Source organism: Brevundimonas sp. (assembly GCF_046299595.1).
GTDB lineage: Bacteria > Pseudomonadota > Alphaproteobacteria > Caulobacterales > Caulobacteraceae > Brevundimonas.
The window spans coordinates 2,271,993-2,291,165 of sequence record NZ_JBKBHQ010000001.1 but is presented as its reverse complement, the minus strand read 5'-3'; the positions used below and the strand labels follow the sequence as shown (position 1 = coordinate 2,291,165).

The window sequence follows — 19,173 nt, the reverse complement described above, 5'->3', positions numbered from 1 at the left end:
ACCTAGAGCCTGCGGGCACGAAAATCCTTCAGGATGACGCCCGCGGCGTTGTGACCGGGCGCGCCTGTCACGCCCCCGCCCGGATGGGCACCTGAGCCGCACAGATAAAGCCCCGGCAGCACCATGCGGTGATCGGCATGGCCCAGCACGGGCCGGGCGCTGAACAGCTGGTCCAGCGAAAGCCTTCCGTGGAAGATATCGCCGTCAACGAGGCCAAAGCGCTCTTCCAGATCAATCGGACCCAGCGCCATGTGGCCAACCACCGAGGCGGCAAAGCCGGGAGCGTGGCGGTCCACGGTCTCGATCATCAGCCGGGCAATCCTCTCGCGGGTGTCAGGCCAGTCGGCGCGCATACCGTTCGTATCTTTGCCCAGATCAGGGCGCACGTGCTGACAGAACAGGCTGGCGACGTGGGCACCTTCGGGCGCAAGGCTGTCGTCGAGAGTCGAGGGAATCAGCATCTCGACGATGGGCTGGCTGGACCAGCCATTGTCCCACGCCTCGCGCCAGGCGCGGTCCATATAGGCGAGGCTCGGCGCGATGATGATGCCTGCGGTCAGGTGATCGGTGCCCTCTGGCCGCGCCGTGAACCGGGGCAACGCGCTGAGCGCCACGTTCATGCGGAAGGTGCCCGAGCCTGACTTGTGCTGTCTGATGCGGGCGGAAAAGGTCTCGGGCACCACGGCGGGGTCCACCAGCTTATCGAACAGCAGCTTCGGGTGCACATTGGCCACGACACAGCGCGCGCGGATCGTGCGGCCATCGTCCAGCACGATGCCCGTGGCGCGGCCTTTTTCGCTGAGCACCTCGCAGACGGCGCTGTCGGTAAAGAGCTGCACTCCCGCTTCGGCGCAGGCTGCGGCCATGGCCTGAGTGATCGCGCCCATGCCGCCGATGGCATGGCCCCATGCCCCCTTGCGCCCGTTCACCTCGCCAAACACATGGTGCAGCAGCACATAGGCCGAGCCCGGCGTGTAGGGACTGGCGAAATTGCCCACCACCGCGTCAAAGCCCAGCACGGCCTTGAGCGGCTCGGCCTCGAAGGTGTCGTCCAGCCACTCGCCAGCCGAGCGGGTGAACAGGGTCAGAAGATCGCGCTGGGCCTCCATGTCGAGGCGCGAGAGCCTGTGGCCCAGGCCTGCGGCCCGGATCAGCTCGCCCAGCCCTGAAAGCGTGCCCTCCGTGCGGTTGGGCGGAACGGTCAGGATCAGCGCGCGCAGAAGATCGGCGATGACCTCGAGGCGGCGGGAATAGTCGGCGAAACGCGACACATCGCCCGGCGCGAACTGTGCGATGCTGGCCTCGGTCTCGCCCCCGCCCATGACCAAGGCCCGGCCATCTTCGGTGGGCAGGAAATTGGCCACGCGCCGCTCCACGATCCGCAGCCCGTGGCGGGCGAGATCCATGTCGGCGATGATCTTCGGATTGAGCAGGCTTACGGTGTAGCTGGCGGTGGAGTTGCGAAAGCCGGGCACGAACTCTTCGGTCACCGCCGCCCCGCCCAGCAGGTGGCGTCGCTCGAACACCGCCACCTTGAGGCCCCGGCGCGCCAGATACCATGCACAAACCAGCCCGTTGTGCCCGCCGCCTATGATGACGGCATCGAGGCCCTGCGCGCTCATGATCGCGTCGCCACGGGCACGCCGCCGATGTAGCTGCCTGCACAGAGCGGACGGCCCAGCCAGTAGCACAGCTCTGCAGGATCGCTGACATCCCACACGGCCAGATCGGCCCTCTGGCCCGCCCTGATCTCCCCTACATCTCCGGCAAGGCCGAGCGCGCGCGCAGCCACGCAGGTCATGCCCTTCAGCGCCTCCTCAGGCGTCAGGCGGAACTGGGCACAGGCGAGCGCCCCGGCCAGAAGCAGGGAATTCAATGGCGAGGTTCCGGGATTGAGATCGCTGGCCACGGCCATGGGCACCTTGTGCCGACGCATCAGATCGACAGGCGGAGGCGTCTCTTCGCGCAGGGCCAGATAGGCTCCCGGCAGCAGCACCGCCACGACCCCCGCCTCGGCCATGGCTCGCACGCCGGCCTCGCTGGCATATTCGACATGATCGGCCGACAGGGCACCATGCCGCGCGGCCAGCCCAGCCCCGCCGCCGTCGCTGAGCTGATCGGCATGAAGGCGCACCGGCAGGCCCAGTGCCCGCGCCCGTGCGAACAGGCGCGAAACCTCGTCCTGATCGAAGGCGATGGGCTCAAGATAGGCATCGACCATGTCGACCAGCCCCTCGGCGTGGGCGCGCGGCAGCCATTCATCCACGGCCCTGTCGACATAGGCACCGCGCGCGTCGCGATACTCCGGCGGCAGGGCGTGCAGCGCCAGATAGCTGGTGCGCACACGCACCCCCGTGATCGCGCCCAGTGCACGCGCGGCGCGCAGCATCTTCAGCTCGGACGCCTCATCAAGGCCATAGCCGGACTTGATCTCGACGGTTGTCACGCCCTCGGCCATCAGCGCGCGCAGGCGCGGCAGGCTCTGGGCGATCAGCTCGTCCTCGCTGGCCGCGCGCACCTGGCGCACGCTGGAGACGATGCCGCCGCCCGCCCGCGCGATCTGCTCGTAGGTGGCACCCTTCAGCCGCTGCTCGAACTCGGCCGCCCGGTTGCCAGCAAAGACCAGATGGGTGTGACAGTCGATCAGGCCGGGTGTAAGCAGACGCCCGCCCAGATCGTCCACCTGAGAAGGCACGTCCTCGGGCTGTTCGCGGCGCGGCCCCGCCCAGGCGATGCGGCCATCGCGCACGATGACGCTGGCATCCTCGATCAGGCCGAAGCCTTCCTCCTCGGGCCGCAGGCACGCAATCCGGCATCCGGTGATCAGGCGCTCGGCGCACTCAGCCACGGCTGGCATATCCTGCAAGGATCTCGGCAAACCAGCGCCCCAAGGTCAGGGCACCCAGATTTCCCACCTCAAGAGAGGCATCGAACTCGGTCAGGTCGACAGCCATGACCTTGGGGTGGGCGGCGATCAGGCGGGCGGCCTCGAAGAAGGCGTCTGCGCTCACGCCGCCGGGGCGCGCGCCGGGGGCTGAGGGAAAGGCGGCCCGGTCAATCACGTCGATGTCGAAGTCCACGAAGATGGCGTCGCAGTGGCCGCTGAGGCGCGCCAGAGCACGCGCTGTCACCTCGGCCAGCCCCTGCGCCTTGCACTGGCCGAGGCTGACCACCTCTATTCCTGCCGCCATGGCCCGCTCGTGCGCCCGGCGCGTGTTGGCAAAGGGGGCGAGGCCGATCTGGCTGATGTTGCGCCCCGGCAGACCGTCCTCCAGCAGCGCCGAGACGGGATTGCCGTTGGTCAGGCCCGCATCCAGATCGCGCAGGTCGAAATGGGCATCGAGGGTCAGCAGGCCCACGCGCTCCAGGCCGCCGGCCTCGCCCGCCAGAGCATGAACCCCGGGCCGGGTGATGGCATTGTTGCCGCCCATCATCACCACCAGATCGCGCGGAAAAAGCGCCTGCACGGCCTGACTGACCGGCTCGAAGGCTTCGGCTGGCGACAGCGCCTTCAGCGTCACATCGCCCGCGTCATGCACCCGCAGATCATCGAGGCTGAGCCCCGTCTCGAGGTCATAGGTGGAAAGCCGCGCCAGCACGCCGCGCAAGGTGGCCGGTCCCAGATCGCAGCGCCCCGGCGTCAGCGAGCGCTCGCCCAGCGGTACGCCAAGCAGAGCCACGGGCGCGCCCTGATGATCGCCCAGCAGGTCGGCAATGGACAGCCAGCCCAGAGCCTCCGATTGCAGCAAGGGCGACGACGCAGGCGGGGCAGGATCGGTGGGACTCAAATGGAAACCTTCGCGGCTCGTTTTGCGTGTCGGCAGCGCACAGAGTAGAGACGCGGACATGACGACTCAATCCGATCCCGCTCAAATCTCCCGCTCAAACACCCGTGTCGTGCGTGCCCCTCGCGGGCCGGAGCGCACGGCGCGCACCTGGGCAGCGGAAGCGGCCCTGCGGATGCTGATGAACAATCTCGATCCTGAGGTGGCCGAGCGCCCCGAAGACCTCGTGGTCTATGGCGGGATCGGGCGTGCGGCGCGCGACTGGCAGAGCTTTGACCGCATCGTCGAGAGCCTGCGCGCGCTCGAGGCCGACCAGACCCTGCTGGTCCAGTCGGGCAAGCCGGTCGGCGTGTTCCGCACCCATGAGGACGCTCCGCGCGTGCTGATCGCCAACTCGAACCTCGTGCCGCGCTGGGCGACCTGGGATCACTTCGGCGAACTCGATCGCAAGGGCCTGATGATGTACGGCCAGATGACGGCGGGCTCGTGGATCTACATCGGCAGCCAGGGCATCGTCCAGGGCACCTTCGAGACCTTCATGGAGGCCGGGCGCCAGCACTTCGGCGGCGACTGGTCGGGCCGCTGGATCCTGACGGCGGGCCTGGGCGGCATGGGCGGCGCACAGACGCTGGCGGCGACGCTGGCGGGCGCGTCCTGTCTGGCGATCGAGTGCCAGAGATCGCGCATCGAAAAGCGCCTCGAGACCCGCTATCTCGATGTCATGGCCGAGAGCCCCGATGAGGCCATGGCCCTGCTGGACGAGAGCCTGAAGGCGGGCACGCCCCGCTCCATCGGCCTGCTCGGCAATGCGGCGGAAATCCTTCCCGAAATGGTCCGTCGCGGCATCCGGCCCGATTTCGTCACCGACCAGACCAGCGCGCACGATCTGGTCAACGGCTATCTGCCTGCGGGCTGGAGCGTCGAGCAGTGGCTCACCATGCGCGAGAGCGACCCCGCCAGCGTCGAGCGCGCCGCACGCGCCTCGATCAGGGCTCATGTGCAGGCCATGCTGGACTTTCAGAGCCAGGGCATCCCCGTCACCGACTATGGCAACAACATCCGCCAGGTGGCGAAGGACGAGGGGCTGGAGGCCGCCTTCAGCTTTCCGGGCTTCGTGCCCGCCTATATCCGTCCGCTGTTCTGTCGCGGCATCGGCCCGTTCCGCTGGGCGGCCCTGTCGGGTGATCCCGAGGACATCCGCAAGACCGACGCGGCCATGAAGCGCCTGTTCCCCGACAACGAGGGCCTGCAACGCTGGCTCGAAATGGCCGCCGACAAGATCGCCTTTCAGGGCCTGCCCGCGCGCATCTGCTGGATCGGTCTGGGCGAGCGGCACCGTGCCGGGCTGATGTTCAACGATATGGTGGCCTCGGGCGAACTGTCGGCACCGGTGGTGATCGGCCGCGATCACCTCGATTCCGGCTCGGTCGCCAGCCCCAACCGCGAGACCGAGGCCATGATGGATGGCTCTGATGCCGTCTCGGACTGGCCGCTGCTCAATGCGCTTCTGAACACCGCGTCCGGCGCAAGCTGGGTGTCACTGCATCACGGCGGCGGGGTGGGCATGGGCTATTCCCAGCACTCGGGCGTGGTGATCGTGGCCGATGGAACGCCCGAGGCGGCGCGACGGCTTGAGCGCGTGCTGTGGAACGATCCGGCCACCGGGGTCATGCGCCACGCCGATGCCGGCTATGACATCGCCCGCGACTGTGCTCGCACGCACGGTCTCAACCTTCCCTCTCTGGACTGAACCCCCATGTCCCGCACCCTGATGATCGGCCGCGCGCCGCTGAGCCTTGCCGACCTGCGCGACATCGCCTGCCAGCCCGTGACCCTGGAGCTTGCCCCCGAAGCCCGCGCCGCCGTCATCGCCGGGGCAGACACCATCGCGCGCATCATCGAGGATGACCGCAGCGTCTATGGTGTGAACACGGGCTTTGGCCTGCTGGCCAGCACGCGCATCGGGCGCGACGATCTGGAGCGCCTGCAAACCAATCTGGTGCTCAGCCACGCCTGCGGTGTCGGTGCCCTGCTCGACATGGGCACCACGCGCCTGCTGATGGCGCTCAAGATCGCCTCGCTCTCGCGCGGGGCGTCAGGCGTGCGTAGACAGACCATCGACCTGCTGATCGAGATGTTCAACCGCGGCGTGATCCCCGCCATTCCGGGGCAGGGCTCGGTGGGCGCATCGGGCGATCTGGCACCTCTGGCGCACCTCAGCGCGGTGATGATCGGAGAGCCGCGCGCCCAGGCCTTCTATCAGGACGGCTGGCACCCCGCCCCTGTCGCGCTTGAAAAGGCCGGGCTCGCGCCCATTGCCCTTGCGGCCAAGGAAGGGCTGGCCCTGCTCAATGGCACCCAGTGCTCCACGGCCCTGGCCCTGACAGCGCTGATCCGCACCGAGAGCCTGCTGCGCACCGCCCTTGTCACAGGGGCCATGTCCACCGATGCGCTGAAAGGCTCCGACACGCCCTTCGATGCGCGCATCCACGCCCTGCGCGGCCAGCCCGGCCAGATGGCCACGGCAGCGGCCCTGCGCGCCCTGCTGGAGGACAGCGCGATCCGCGAGAGCCACCGCGAGGGCTGCGGGCGGGTGCAGGATCCCTATTCCTTCCGCTGCCAGCCTCAGGTCATGGGCGCGGCCTTTGATGTGGCGCGCGCAGCCGCCCACACCCTGCTGATCGAGGCCAATGCCGTGACCGACAATCCGCTGGTGTTCCCCGACACCGGCGAGGTGCTTTCAGGGGGGAACTTCCACGCCGAGCCCGTGGCCTTTGCTGCCGACCAGCTGGCGCTGGTGCTGGCGGAGATCGGCAGCCTGTCCGAGCGCCGCGTGGCGGTTCTGATCGATCCCAAGATGAGCGGCCTGCCCGCCTTCCTGACCCAGGACCCCGGCCTGAACTCCGGCTTCATGATCGCCCAGGTGACAGCCGCGGCACTGACGTCCGAGAACAAGCAGCTCAGCCATCCGGCGGTGGTGGACACCGTGCCCACCTCGGCAGGGCAGGAAGATCACGTCTCCATGGCGACCCACGGCGCGCGCCGCCTGCTGCAGATGTCGGACAACGTCGCGAACATCCTCGGCATCGAGGCGCTGGCGGCCTGCGAGGGCATCGAGCACTGGCGACCGCTGGCCTCCTCGCCACCGATCGAGGCCGCCCTGGCGCGAATCCGCAGCCGCGTCGAGCCCCTGAAGCGCGACCGCTATTTCGCCGACGCCATCGCCAGCGCCGCCGAGGCGGTCGAGGTGGGCTGGCTTGCCGACCTTTGCCCCGCCGAGATCAGGCTCGGATAGATCACTCGCCCGTCGGCTGGCGATCGACGATCAGCACATAAGGGCCGGTCTGGCGCGGGCCATAGCTGGTGGCCCGGATGACATAGGTGCCCGTGGTGGTCACGGTGTAATCGATCACGGCGTGGGTATCGGACAGGCCATCGTCATCGGTGGCGATTGAGCTGAAACCGCCGCTGTCGCTGTCGCGGCCAAGGACGAGAAAAGCATCGAAGCTGTTGGAAATCATGCTGATCCTCAGCTTGTCGCCCTCGCGTGCCTGAAAGCGGTAGGTGTCGTAATAGGCCCCCGAGGACAGCGCCTCGTCCGCATCGCTGAGCGAGCCGCGCACCACCTCGCCAATCAGCATGGACCCGGCGCGCGGCTCTGCACCCCGGTCACGAAGCTCCAGAGAATAGGCGCCGGAACCGTTGGCGGCGAAGGGCCGCGCCCGGATCAGATAGCTGCCGCTTTCCGGCAGGGTGAAAAGCAGGCGCGAATCGAGCCCCTCGCCCAGACCATCATCATCCGAAGCGATCACCGAGAAGCCGCCTTCGGCGCGCGACAGCTCGAGATAGGTATCGAAATCGCCCGAACGCATGATGATCTCGACGCGCTGCCCCTCGGCACCGGTGAAGCGATAGGTGTCGTAGAGCCGACCGCGGGCATCCGTCTGGCCGCCTTCGCGCAGCCGCCCCTCGATGCTCTGGCCAAAGCGGATGGCGGTCGGCGCAGGTTCGGGCCGCTCCTCGCGCACCTCGAGGGTGAAATTACCCTGCCCGAAGCCCGAGAACGATGTCGCGCGCACCTGATAGTCGCCCGCGCGCTCGAAGGTGTAGGTCAGAAGCGAGTTCAGCCCCTCGCCGAGCCCGTCGTCATCGCTGGCCAATTCCGCAAACGCTCCGCCGGACCCCTGGCCCAGATAGAGGTAGGTATCGAAATCTTCCGAGCGCATGATGAAGCTCAGGCGCTGTCCGGCCCGGACGCGGATCGTGAAGGGCTGGTAGAGGCCGATGTCGGCGTCTTCGAGTGACTCGGCCGTGATGGCTCCGTCGACGGTCCGACCAACGGTCAGAGCCGCAGGGCGCGCGGGCTCGGGCGGCAGACGAACCGAGAGGTTGTAGGCACCCTCCCCCGATCCGCCAAAGGCAAGAACGCGGATGATGTGATCGCCGGTCTGGCTTGCGACGTGAAGGATGCGCGAGTTGAGCGAACCGCCGAAGTCGTCATTCTCACGCAGCGGGACAAATACGCCATCTTCCATCACGCCGATCACCAGATAGGTGTCGAAGTCTTCGGAAGTGAGATCGACCTGGACGCTCTGGCCCTGGTTCAGCCGCACGCTGTAGGCATTGAAAGGTCTCCCTTCCTCGTCCTGAGGCCCCTCTGCGCTGAGGATGCCGTCGAGGCTCTGCCCGATGCGGGCGGGTGTGGGCCGCGGCGCGGGCGGCGCCATGCCCAGAGACTGCACCGCCAGTTCATAATCGCCGAACGATGAGCCGAGGAAGCTCGATACCCACAGCTCCAGCGTCTCGTTGCTGCCTGCGGTGAAGGTGATCAGGCTGTTCAGTTCGCCGCCGCTGTCGTCGTCCTCGCGCAGGGTGATGATCTGATCGCCCCGACGCCGCACAAGGGTCAGGTAGGGGTCGAACTCATCGGCGTTGAGCGCAATGGAATATCGCTCACCGGCGCGCACCTGGAAAAGATGCACCACTGTAGGGATCGGCTCGAACTCATCATCATTGGTCAGGGGCACGTCGTCTTCGCTCAAGGTGCCCTGAACGCTCTGTCCGGCAGACACGGGAGCGCCCCGTGTCGGCGCGGGCTGGCTTTCGGCCTGGACCACCGGTATCGGCTGGATCGCCAGAGCTGCCGGAGCGCCCGCCATCAGCAGTGCCGCTGCACAGACTCCGGCTGAAAGGGCTTTGAAGGCGCGAGTCATGATCGTATTCCCCCGATTGTTCTGCGCCAGCATAGACGCGCAAATCGCGGGTCTGTAAATCGCTGCGCACGCACAACGGACATTTTCCCAAACGCTGTTACGTGCGCGCCCCTGATCGCGCGACCGGAGCCAGATTCGATGAATTCCGACGCCCCAACGCCCTCCGCCCGCATCATCGACGGGCGCGCCAGCGCCGCGCGGATCCGGGCGCGGGTGGCCCGTGCGGTCGAGACGCTGAAACGCGAGCATGATCTGGTGCCCGGCCTCACGGTGGTGATCGTCGGCGACGATCCGGCCAGTCATGTCTATGTCCGCCAGAAGGGCGAGCAGACCCGCGAGGCGGGCATGGTCTCGGACACCATCCGCCTCGACGCGGACACGCCCGAGGACGAACTGCTCCGGCTGATCGCGCGCCTCAACGCCGATGCGCGCGTGCACGGCATCCTCGTTCAGCTTCCCCTGCCCGCCCACATGAACGCCGATGCCGTGATCGCGGCCATCGACCCGGCCAAGGACGTGGACGGCTTTCACGTGCAGAACGCCGGGCGCCTCAGCGTGGGCCTGCCGGCCATGGTGCCGTGCACGCCGCTGGGCTGTCGCATCCTGCTGGAGGAAACGCTGGGCGATCTGTCGGGCCTCGAGGCCGTGGTGGTGGGGCGCTCGAATATCGTCGGCAAGCCCATGGCCCAGCTGCTGCTGGCCAGCCACTGCACCGTGACCATAGCCCATTCGCGCAGCCGTGACCTGCCCGCACTGTGCCGCCGCGCCGACATTCTGGTGGCGGCGGTAGGCAGACCCGAGATGATACGCGGCGACTGGATCAGCCCGGGGGCCTGCGTCATCGATGTGGGCATCAACCGCGTGCCCACCCGCGACCCGGAACTGGCCGCGCAAGGAAAGACCCGGCTGGTTGGCGATGTGGCCTTCGATGAGGCCTTGAGCGTGGCCGGACACATCACGCCCGTGCCCGGTGGGGTCGGCCCCATGACCATCGCCTGCCTGCTCATGAACACCGTCACGGCCGCCGCGCGCGCCCACGGGCTTGATCCCGAGGCCATCTTGGCCGATTGAAACGGTCGGGAGCACACTACAGGGGGGTGGTTGTGACGGGACACAACCTCAGGCGCGCCTTGGCGGCGACGCTGGCGCTATCTTTCATGGTCATGTCGCTGATGGGCATCTCTGGCGCACAGGCTGCTGCCGAGACGCGCGCGCCAGCCATGCGCCACGTCGAGCGCACCATCCTGACCGAAGCGGCCTTCCATCAGGAAATCCACGATCGGCTCGAACAGCACCACCGCGATGGCGGGCTCGACATCCGCGTGCTGATCGAGGAGCCGGGGCGCGGCGAGATGCTGGCGGACGTCGCCGCGCGCGAACTGGAAGGTCCGCTGGCCGAGCGCGAGGTTGTTGTGCTCATTGCGCCTGCGGCCCGCAAGGTGCTGATCCGGGCAGGCAGCGCCACCGGGCTCGACGACGAAAGGCTCACGGCCATCATCACCCGCCACATGATCCCGGCTCTGGTGCGTGCCGCGCCGCGCCGCGCGATCCGCACGGGCCTCGATCAGATCATGGCCGCCGACAGCGCTCCGTCCAGCGTGCCCGAGGCGCGCCCGAACCCGGCGGCCTACGTCGCCGCCTCGCTGACGGCCCTGTTTGCCGTGTTCCTGCCCACTGTCATGCGCCGCCGCCGCCCGCGCCAGCCTCGCGCCCTGGGAGCACGCTGATGGCCCACCCTTTCACCCCCGCCCTGGCCGATGCCTGCGCGCGTTTTCGCCAGCGCACCGGCGTTGAGGTTCGCCTGATCGCCGAGACGCCGCCGCATCTGTGGTCGCGCCTGATCCTTAGTCTGGCCGTGATGGCTCTCGTCCTTCTGCCTGCCCTGTGGATCAGCGTCGGCTTTCACGCCGGCTGGCTGCCGGGCCTCGGCGCGGGCTGGAGCGCCGAGCATGCCAGCGCCGCCCAGATCAATCAGGCGGCTACCATCAGCGCCATGTCCCTGACCGGGGCGGCCTGCGTCGCGGTCCTGATGCTGCTGGGCTCCAGCGCCAAGATCTTTCGCGCCATGCCCCGCTTCGCGCGCATGATGGTGCAGTCGCGCGCCGCGCGTCACCAGCTCGAAATCGCGGGCCTCGCAGAGCTGACTTCTTGTGAAGCCATGGTCATCAGCCTCGGGCCCGATCTGGTGATGCAGCCCAATCGAGCGCTGGCCCGGCGCTGGACAGACTCGAGCGAGGCGTCGCTGCGCAGTGTGCTGGCAGCCCACGAGGCGGCTGTGATGGCATCGGGCAAGAACGCCGAAGCGGGCGTCATCGCCCTGCTGGACGCGCTGGAGGACGCCCTCGGCTCCATGGCCGCGCCCATCATTCTTGCCGCCGAATGATCGTGCCCCATTGACGTCGCAGTTGATCGGCAGGACGGCTCCATCCAGCCATGACCCGTCTCGTCACCTATAACGTCCACCGCTGCGTGGGCATGGACAAGCGCCTCGATGTCGGCCGCGTGGCCGGGGTCATCGCCGAGCTTGAGCCCGACATCGTGTGCCTGCAGGAGCTGGACGTGGGGCGGGCACGCACCCGCGGCGTCGATCAGGCCCACGCCATCGCCGAACAGCTAAAGATGAGCTTCCAGTTCCATCCGGCCATGCGGGTCGAGGAGGAGCTTTATGGCGATGCGATCCTGACCGCACTGCCCCATCGGCTGGTGAGGGCGGCGGCGCTGCCCACCGTGGGGGGCATACCCGGACTGGAGCCTCGCGGCGCCCTGTGGGTGCGGGTGACCGTGGCCGAGGACCGCACGCTGGATGTGTTCAACACCCACTTCGGACTGGTCCCGCGCGAGCAGCGACTTCAGGCGCGCGCCCTGTGCGGGCCGCAGTGGCTGAACCATCCCGAGGCGGACGGGCCGATCCTGCTGACCGGCGACTTCAACGCCACCTCGATAACGCGACCCTATCAAATCCTGACCGAGCGCCTGACCGACGCCCAGCGCGCGCTGGGGCTAAAGCCCTCGATCAAGACTTTCCCCTCGGGCTTTCCCGCGATCCGCATCGACCATGTATTCGTCAACGAGGGTGTCAGGCCTCTGCGGGTCCAGAGCGGACGCTCTCCTCTGGCGCGCATGGCCTCGGATCACCTGCCGCTGGCCATCGACTTCGAGGTTCAGGACACGGCTTCGACGATGCCCTGAGCACCAAGGGCACGCGGGCGCTTCCAGGGGCGCCAGGCATCGGAGGGCGCCACGGGATCACCAAGGTGCCAGGCGGCAATGGCCCGCCCCAGACGCGAGGGAGGCACCGCACTCAGATTGCGCACCCGCGCCGCGCCCAGCGCCTCGATGGCGGCATTGACCGAACCCGTTTCCAGCTCGAGGGCGGCGAAGGTGTCGGGCGCGACCCCGACGAAATGGGCCAGGGTGCGATGGCGAAAGCGGCGGATGGCCTGTCGGCTCTCGGGCGTGTCGGACAGCACGGCGACATCACATTCTGTGTCGAGGCCCAGCGAGCGGTTGTTGAGATTGGTCGAGCCCACGCGGATCACACGGTCGTCGATGATCGCGACCTTGGAGTGCACGATGATGGCATCACCCTCCTCGGTCAGGGGGCACCAGGCGGTGAAACGGTCATGGTGATCGGCCGCTTCCAGACGCTCGATCAGCACGCCGCGCGCCGGATCCATGGTCATGCCGTCGAACCAGCTCGGGCTGAGGGCCGTGGACATCAGCACGATCTCCGGCCCGTCGGGCTCTTTCAGGCGGGCAACCAGCGCATCTGTGATGCGACTTGAAGTGAAGTACTGATTTTCCAGATATATCAATGATTTTGCGTCTGCGATCATGCGCAGATACAGCGCCTCGTTCTCGCGGATTTCAGCGCCGCGCTGCTCGGCGTCGGTGCGCGCTATGGCCATGTCAACATTGACAAGGTCGGGCGTGACCATCTCCGGCCAGGGGTCGAGATCGGTTTCGACTGGCACCAGCGCCTCGCCGCGCGCGCGCAGCCAGCGCTGTCGCACCAGGTCGCCCAGCGCGCGGGCGGCAGCCCCGTCGACCATGGTCATGACCTCGTGGCGCGGCTTGCAGATCACCCCGCCGGGCAGGCAGCGGCGCGGATCGTGGTCGAGATGCTCCTCGCTGTCCCAGCGGTCCGTCGCCACGTCGCCGCCGCCGCAGAAGGCCAGCTTGTCGTCGATGACAATGACCTTCTGGTGATGACAGGCACCGGGCACGCGCGTGCGATCAAGCCTGAAATCGGCAAGCCTGCGCGAGAACCACCTCTGGGCGCGATAGGGAAAGAAGCTCTGGGAGGCGGCGATCAGCAGGGGCGATCCCCAGATCAGCAGCTGCACCTCCAGATCGGGATTATCCTTGATCATCATGCGCAGGCGATGGCCGATCTGGGCCTGATGGTCATCGAACGCCGACTGCGGGTCGAGGCGGGTGCGCGGATCGAACTGCCAGCCCAGCACCAGAATCGAGCGGCGCGCATTGGAGATGGCGGCGCTGAGCGCACGGAAATAGGCGTCGTTCTCCATGAGGATGGCCATGCGCCCGGCACGCTCCACGCGCCAGCACGTCCTGCCCGGTTCGAACAATGGCCTGATCACCGATTCGCCTCGCCCCTCGCCTGATCATCACTATGCGCCGCAGCGTGGCAGTTGCGTGACAGCGCCGCAGTGATCGTCATCCGGTCCTGATGAGTGAGCGCAAAACGCGCCAGTGGCACGCATCGTTCAATCGCGTAACATTGTCCTGCGTCGCGTTTTCACGCATAAGGGACGTGTCGGACCGCTCCGCAAGGGGCATATTCAAGGGGTATCGGCGGTGGAAACGCTGATCGGCATCATCACGGCGGTCGTGGTCTTTCTGACGGCCCTGGCGCTCGCGCCGTTCGGCGTGACGGTGAGCCCCCCTGACCGCCCCGCCGAGGTGCAGAGGGTGTCGGACTGCGAGACGGCCCGCCACGGCCAACGCGCCCGCGAGGTTCAGTCGCAGGACTGCTGATCGCGTGGCAACCCGGCTGCTTGGCCTTGCCTTCTTCCCCAGCTTTTGACGACGTGTCCGCCCCCGCTCTGCGCTGAATCCCCGCGCGCGGCTTTCACTGGCAGGCGCAAGCCGCTAGGGTCTTTGGCGCGTCAGGTGCATGGGGGGACTGGCGATCCGGCTGGAGCCCGATCACTCGCCCCGTGCCCTCCGTCATGTTGCCTGTCATGTTCGTGAGCCCGGTATGCGAGACAAGACCCGCGCCAAGGTGCGCAAGCGTCATCCCCTGAATCTCAGCGACTCCGAGCCTGAGACGAACGCCCCTGCCTCTGACGTGCCTGCTGTAGACAAGCCAGAGCCCGCCGCCCAGGAGCCCGCCACACCAGAGCCCGAGACGTCTGCCGCCGGGGCCGCAGACCCCGAGGCCGAGGCGCTGGCCCAGCGCACGCGCCGCGTGGTCACACCCTCACGCCGCAGCCAGCAGCGTCTTGGCCTGCGCCCGGCGGTCGACGGCCCTGCGCCGAGGGCTGCCGACCAGGGCGATGTCGCCATCTCTCACACTGCCCCCCGGCCCGAGAGTGAGCCCGAAACCGAAACCGCTTCGCCATCCTCGGGCAAGCCCGCGCCGGACGCGCCTCATGCGGCCGAGACGCGCGCGCGCTTCGGCACCCGTGCCGGTCCTGCCCCGGCGATGGTGCCCATGGACGAGAGCGCAGGCACGCCTCCGGCCACAGCCCAGACCCGCGCCGTCAGCGCAGGCACCACCGCTGGCGCGCCCGTCGCGCCGACCTCGCCGCGCAAGCCGCCGGCGCGCAGTGCCTACCTGATCGCCAGTCTCGCCTGCGCCCTGTGGGTGGGCGGTATCGCGGCCTGGTTCGCCTTTGAATACGGCTCGGGCTTCTTTGATCTCGACCCGCTGCGCCTGGCCCTGATGGCCCTGGTCACCCTTGCACCCGTGGGCCTGCTGTTCGCGCTCGCCCGCTCCATCCGTCAGGGCGCAGCGCTGGCCTTCGAGACGGCGCGCGCACGTGATCTGGCCGAGGCTCTGGTGGCCCCAACGGCCCTGGCCGCACGCGATGCGGCGGGCATCGTGCAGGGCCTGCGCGAGGACATCGACCTGGCGCACCTGACCCTCGAGAAGGCGCGCACCGATCTGACTGCCCTGCGCGAGAGCCTGTCGAGCGAGAGCGCGCGCCTTGGCGAGGCCGCCGAAACGGCGCTGAAGTCATCCCAGCGCCTCGGAGAACAGCTCAGCGCCGAGCACCGCAAGCTCAGCGACCTGGCGGCCCTGCTCGACAAGTCGGCGATCACGGTGCTGGAAGCGGTCGAGCAGCACGGGCGCATGGTGGTGGATGCCTCCGACCTCGCCCAGACCCAGCTTCGCGAGGCCGAGGCGGCCATGGCGTCGCGCACCGCCGACATGGCCGCCGCCGCCGTCGAGGCCCAGGAGGCGGCACGTCTGGCCGCTGAAGACCTGTCGCGCCAGACCCTGCGGCTGGAGAACGCGGGCGCGGGCGTGGCCGATCAGATTCGCACGGTGGAGGAAGGGCTCGGAGAGCAGCGCGCCGCCCTTGTCACCGCCGCCTACGGCCTTCGCAGCCAGCAGGAAGACTTCGCCGCCCAGCTCGAGAGCCAGCGCGCCCAGCTTGCCGAGGCACTGTCTGCCGCCCGCCACGCCGCCAGCGAGATGGGCGACATCAGCGAGAGCGGTGCCCAGGCGCTGCGCGATCTGGTCGAGGCTGCGGTCGATCAGTTCCAGGCCTTGTCCGAGATGTCCAACCGCGAGGCGGACAACTTCGATTCCGCCACCAAGCAATCCCTCGACCGCTTCGAGGCCCTGGCCGCAGAGACCCGCGACGCCCTGGCCGAAGAAACGGCTGCGGCGCTGGCCGCGCTGAAAGGTGCCGCCGATCAGGCCCGCGCCCTGTCCAGCGAGGCGACCGAACAGGCGCAGGCGCGCGTGGATCGTCTGGCCGAGGCCCTGTTCGAGGCGGCGCGCCAGGCCGAGGACGCCGCCGATGCCCGCATCAAGGCCGCTCGCCAGATCATCGCTGACACCGCCGGCATGGTCGACGAGGCAGGCGAGCAGGCCGTCGCGCGGCTGGGCACGCACATGGACCGCCTGCGCGAAACCCTCGCCAGTGTCGAGGACACGGTGCGCCAGATCGACGAGCGGGCCGAGCGCCTGCCCGCCGAAGCGCGCGAGCGCATGGAGGCGGTGCGCGCCAGCGTCGAGGAGGGCCTTGGCCTGCTGTCGGAAGCCTCGCGCAAGGCCGCCGAGGAAACCCAGGCCGTCGATGCCGCCTTCCAGGACCGGGTAAAGCGGAACTACGACATGCTGTCCGAAGCCGTGCGCCTCATGGGCGTGGTCTCGGGCGACTCTCCGCTGGCCGGGCGCAGACGCGAGCTGCCCCCGCTGGAGCCTTCGCTGCGACCGGCCCGCCACGAGACCGCTTCCGAAATGCCGCGCTCTGAAGCCGGGCCCGAGACCCCCGCTGACAGCCGCACCGACAGCCGCTCAGGCACCCGCTCGGGCACCCGCTCGGGCAGCCAGGACGGCCAAGCCGACAAGCTGCGTGACGGCGAGCCCGCACGCGGTGGCTTTGGTCGCCGCAGTGCCGATCCCGCCAGGGCCGACACGCGCCGCGATCTGGACGAGGCGCTGGGCTGGAGCGATCTGGGTGGCGAGCCGGGCAGCGATGGCGAGGAGGCACCGCTTGAACTTGGCCAGACCGCACCGCCGAGCCAGCTGACCGAGCGGCTCACCGATGCCATTCGCAGGCTGGGTGTCGATCCCAATGCGCTTTTGCCGCGTGCGCGTGTCGAGGAGGCCGCCGTCGCCTTTCAGGACCTCGAGGGCGAGCGCGCCCGCCAGATCGTGCGCCGCGTCGCGCCTGCTGCCGTGCGCTCCTTGTCGCGGCGGGTGCTCAGCATCGACGAACTGCGCGAGGACGCCGAGCAGTATGTGCGCCAGTATGCCGCCATGGTCCGCGCCGCCGCACGCTCGGACCCGCGCGGCTATGAGGTGCTCGACCTGCTGGCCAGCGACGCGGGCCGCGCCTTCCTGCTGCTGGATGCGGCCGTCGGCGATCTGACCTGAGGACACAGCCGGGCAGAAGACACTGGGCAACGCGATTCCGCACCCCGCTACGCAAATGGGCTTGACCCGCACCCGCCCTTCTGAACAGGGTTCCGTGTCACGGAAACGTCATGGGCAGGGGCATGCTGGACAGGCCGGTGGACGACGATGCCAGCCGCGGGGGCGGTGAGGACGCAGGCGACGGCAAACCGGGGGGCGAAGGCCCGCGGCGCACCGGCCTTCTTCTGTGTTCCCTGTCGAGACCTGCACAGCCTTTCTCCCCTGACATGATCGAGACGGCAACGGGCGGTCAGTGGCTGCCCCTGCCCGATGTCCAGCCCCAGGCGGTCGCGGGCGCGGTGATGGCCGCCCTGCGCCAGAGCGGGTCTCGCGCGCTCATGCTGCTGACCCACGAGGGGGCCATCGCCGATTTCACCTTGCAGCTTCGCGCCGTGCGCCGCCGCAACGGCTCGAGAAGCAAGGCCGCAGCGCCGGTCACCTCGCCCAGCATCGTGCGCGCGCCCACACCGGCGGCGGAAATCCTGCGCGCCCTGCAAGGCACCGATCACGAGGCGCGCACCTTGCAGGACGAGCCCGAGGACGACAGCTCCGAGATCCTGCACAGCGTGCTGCTGGCCATGGACGAGTTGAGCGAGATGCCGGGGGTCGTGCTGCTGCGCCTGCGTGCAGGACTGGCAGAGGAAAGCCTGGTGTCAGGCCTGTCCAGCGTGGCCGAGGTGATGACGCGGCGCTCGCCCCTTCAGAGCCTGCGCGCAAGTGCGTGAGGGCGCAGGCGCCAGCCCGCCAGCAACCCCAGCATCGCCATGAGGCTCATCGCGCCATAGCCCAGCGCGCCATAGCCGTCATACAGCGGCCCCGCCAACAAGGTGGCCAGACCGATCAGCACGCCTGACGACAGGGTCGAACCGAGCGTCTGGGCTGCGGTCGCGTGCTGGGGCGGGCTCAGCTTCTCCACCAGTTCCAGCCCGGCAATGAACACGGCGGCAAAGGTCAGGGCGTGCAGGGCCTGCAAGGGCCACAGCAGCCACAGCGGCGGCATTGTCGCCAGAGCCGTCCAGCGAAACACCGCTGCAACGCCGCCCGCCATCAGCAAAGCCCACGGGCCGATGCCGCGCCGGCGTCGCCACGGGTCGATGACCCACAGAAAGGCGATCTCCACCACCACGGAAAAGGCCCACAGCAGGCCGGTCATGGCCTCTGATATGCCGCGCGCCTTCCACTCGATAGCCGAGAAGGCATAGAGAAAACCGTGGGTCGCCTGAATGGTGCCGACAGCCAGAATGGCCGTCATGAACACCGGGTCGGCAACGAGCCGACCCATACCCGCGAACCGGTCCCGCTTTCGCGTCGGCCCCGTCTCGCTAACCGGCTCGGGCGGCAGCACCACACGCGCGGCGAGCGCCGCCAGCAGCGTCGAGATCACGATGCCAAGGATGATGACATCCGGCGGGGCCTGCACAAGCAGTGCCCCCATGCCCACATTGGCACCCACGAAGGCCGCCGAGCCCACGCCGCGCGGGACACCGAAGGCAAAGCCCTCGCGCGCCGACAGACGCAGGGTCAGCACATCGGACAAGGGCACCAGCGCCGCCGCACAGCTGGCCGCCACCAGCCAGAGCGGCAGCCACAGGGCAAAGCCGTCCGCCAGACCCGCCGCTCCGTAAGCCAGCGCCGCGATCAGGGCCAGCAGGCTGAGCGGCGTGCGGCGATAGCGAAAGCCGTCGGCCCACACCGCGATCATCGGCCCGGTGATCAGGCGCGCCAGCATGGGCACGGCCAGGATCACGCTGATCTCGGCACCCGACAGTCCTCGCGACTGGAACCACAGGCCCGCGAACGGCAGGCTGATCCCGTTCGCTGCAAAGATCAGCGCATAGTTCAGAGCGGTGCGGTTTCTCGACGCCATCACCGCGCCCCCTAGCATGGGCACGAGGCGGCGGCTGCGACTTTATCCGCCCGGGCGGAGGCAAATATCGCCTCGTGTGCGCCATCCCTCCGTGCCATAGATCGGTGGCCGAACACGGCAGCGTTCGCATGAGAGTGCGCGCACTCACACTCTGTCAAGACATTGGCCTCAAGGCTGCCAAGCGTCAGG

Annotated in this window: 15 protein-coding genes; 9 read left to right on the top strand and 6 right to left on the bottom strand. The window is 68.5% G+C overall.

Features of this window, described 5'->3' with window-relative positions; all coding sequences use genetic code 11:
* Positions 1–2 precede the first annotated feature (2 nt).
* The 3 genes from ACK4E3_RS11340 to ACK4E3_RS11330 are packed head-to-tail and all read right to left on the bottom strand — an operon-like array spanning position 3 to position 3,788.
* Positions 3–1,622 carry a phytoene desaturase family protein gene (locus ACK4E3_RS11340; RefSeq protein ID WP_409700723.1) on the bottom strand — a complete coding sequence of 540 codons (1,620 nt, stop codon included), beginning with the start codon at positions 1,620–1,622 and terminating at the stop codon, positions 3–5.
* Positions 1,619–2,848: an imidazolonepropionase gene (gene hutI / locus ACK4E3_RS11335; protein WP_409700720.1), complete on the bottom strand. Its 1,230-nt coding sequence runs from the start codon at positions 2,846–2,848 to the stop codon at positions 1,619–1,621. The genes ACK4E3_RS11340 and hutI overlap by 4 nt, the downstream gene beginning before the upstream one ends.
* The gene (locus tag ACK4E3_RS11330; RefSeq protein WP_409700717.1) at positions 2,841–3,788 is read right to left on the bottom strand and encodes an arginase family protein; all 948 of its coding nucleotides are present in this window, start codon (positions 3,786–3,788) and stop codon (positions 2,841–2,843) included. Before ACK4E3_RS11330 ends, hutI begins: the two co-directional genes overlap by 8 nt.
* 58 nt (positions 3,789–3,846) lie before the next feature.
* On the opposite strand from ACK4E3_RS11330, the gene hutU reads away from it, so the two are divergent.
* Positions 3,847–5,535, top strand: a complete 1,689-nt coding sequence (hutU, locus tag ACK4E3_RS11325) for a urocanate hydratase (protein WP_409700714.1) — start codon at positions 3,847–3,849, stop codon at positions 5,533–5,535.
* Between the two features lie 6 nt (positions 5,536–5,541).
* A complete protein-coding gene (gene hutH, locus ACK4E3_RS11320; protein ID WP_409700711.1) occupies positions 5,542–7,080 on the top strand; it encodes a histidine ammonia-lyase in 1,539 nt (512 codons plus the stop codon).
* A 1-nt stretch (position 7,081) separates the two neighbouring features.
* Here the strand turns inward: hutH and ACK4E3_RS11315 are convergent, their stop codons facing one another.
* Positions 7,082–8,998: a PPC domain-containing protein gene (locus ACK4E3_RS11315; RefSeq protein WP_409700708.1), complete on the bottom strand. Its 1,917-nt coding sequence runs from the start codon at positions 8,996–8,998 to the stop codon at positions 7,082–7,084.
* A gap of 138 nt (positions 8,999–9,136) precedes the next feature.
* On the opposite strand from ACK4E3_RS11315, the gene folD reads away from it, so the two are divergent.
* From folD to ACK4E3_RS11295, 4 genes are read left to right on the top strand one after another with little or no spacing between them, the layout of a single operon-like run.
* Positions 9,137–10,069 carry a bifunctional methylenetetrahydrofolate dehydrogenase/methenyltetrahydrofolate cyclohydrolase FolD gene (gene folD / locus ACK4E3_RS11310; RefSeq protein WP_409700705.1) on the top strand — a complete coding sequence of 311 codons (933 nt, stop codon included), beginning with the start codon at positions 9,137–9,139 and terminating at the stop codon, positions 10,067–10,069.
* A 32-nt stretch (positions 10,070–10,101) separates the two neighbouring features.
* A complete protein-coding gene (locus ACK4E3_RS11305) occupies positions 10,102–10,725 on the top strand; it encodes a TPM domain-containing protein (RefSeq protein WP_409700702.1) in 624 nt (207 codons plus the stop codon).
* Positions 10,725–11,381, top strand: coding sequence for a hypothetical protein (locus ACK4E3_RS11300; RefSeq protein ID WP_409700699.1), 657 nt, complete (start codon positions 10,725–10,727; stop codon positions 11,379–11,381). Before ACK4E3_RS11305 ends, ACK4E3_RS11300 begins: the two co-directional genes overlap by 1 nt.
* A gap of 50 nt (positions 11,382–11,431) precedes the next feature.
* Positions 11,432–12,187: an endonuclease/exonuclease/phosphatase family protein gene (locus ACK4E3_RS11295; protein ID WP_409700697.1), complete on the top strand. Its 756-nt coding sequence runs from the start codon at positions 11,432–11,434 to the stop codon at positions 12,185–12,187.
* Here ACK4E3_RS11295 and ACK4E3_RS11290 read toward each other — a convergent pair.
* A complete protein-coding gene (locus tag ACK4E3_RS11290; RefSeq protein ID WP_409700695.1) occupies positions 12,160–13,542 on the bottom strand; it encodes a phospholipase D-like domain-containing protein in 1,383 nt (460 codons plus the stop codon). The two genes, ACK4E3_RS11295 and ACK4E3_RS11290, sit on opposite strands and share 28 nt — an antisense overlap.
* 277 nt (positions 13,543–13,819) lie before the next feature.
* Between ACK4E3_RS11290 and ACK4E3_RS11285 the strand changes: the two genes are divergently transcribed.
* From ACK4E3_RS11285 to ACK4E3_RS11275, 3 genes are all read left to right on the top strand, one after another.
* Entirely contained in the window at positions 13,820–13,999 is a 180-nt protein-coding gene (locus ACK4E3_RS11285; RefSeq protein WP_409700692.1) for a hypothetical protein, read from the top strand.
* A 223-nt stretch (positions 14,000–14,222) separates the two neighbouring features.
* Complete coding sequence (locus tag ACK4E3_RS11280) at positions 14,223–17,078, top strand: tipN (protein WP_409700689.1); 2,856 nt, start codon at positions 14,223–14,225, stop codon at positions 17,076–17,078.
* Positions 17,079–17,200: 122 nt separating this feature from the next.
* Positions 17,201–17,842, top strand: a complete 642-nt coding sequence (locus ACK4E3_RS11275) for a hypothetical protein (protein WP_409700686.1) — start codon at positions 17,201–17,203, stop codon at positions 17,840–17,842.
* Here ACK4E3_RS11275 and ACK4E3_RS11270 read toward each other — a convergent pair.
* Positions 17,818–18,984, bottom strand: a complete 1,167-nt coding sequence (locus tag ACK4E3_RS11270; RefSeq protein WP_409700683.1) for an MFS transporter — start codon at positions 18,982–18,984, stop codon at positions 17,818–17,820. The genes ACK4E3_RS11275 and ACK4E3_RS11270 overlap by 25 nt on opposite strands.
* Between the last annotated feature and the right edge of the window lie 189 nt (positions 18,985–19,173).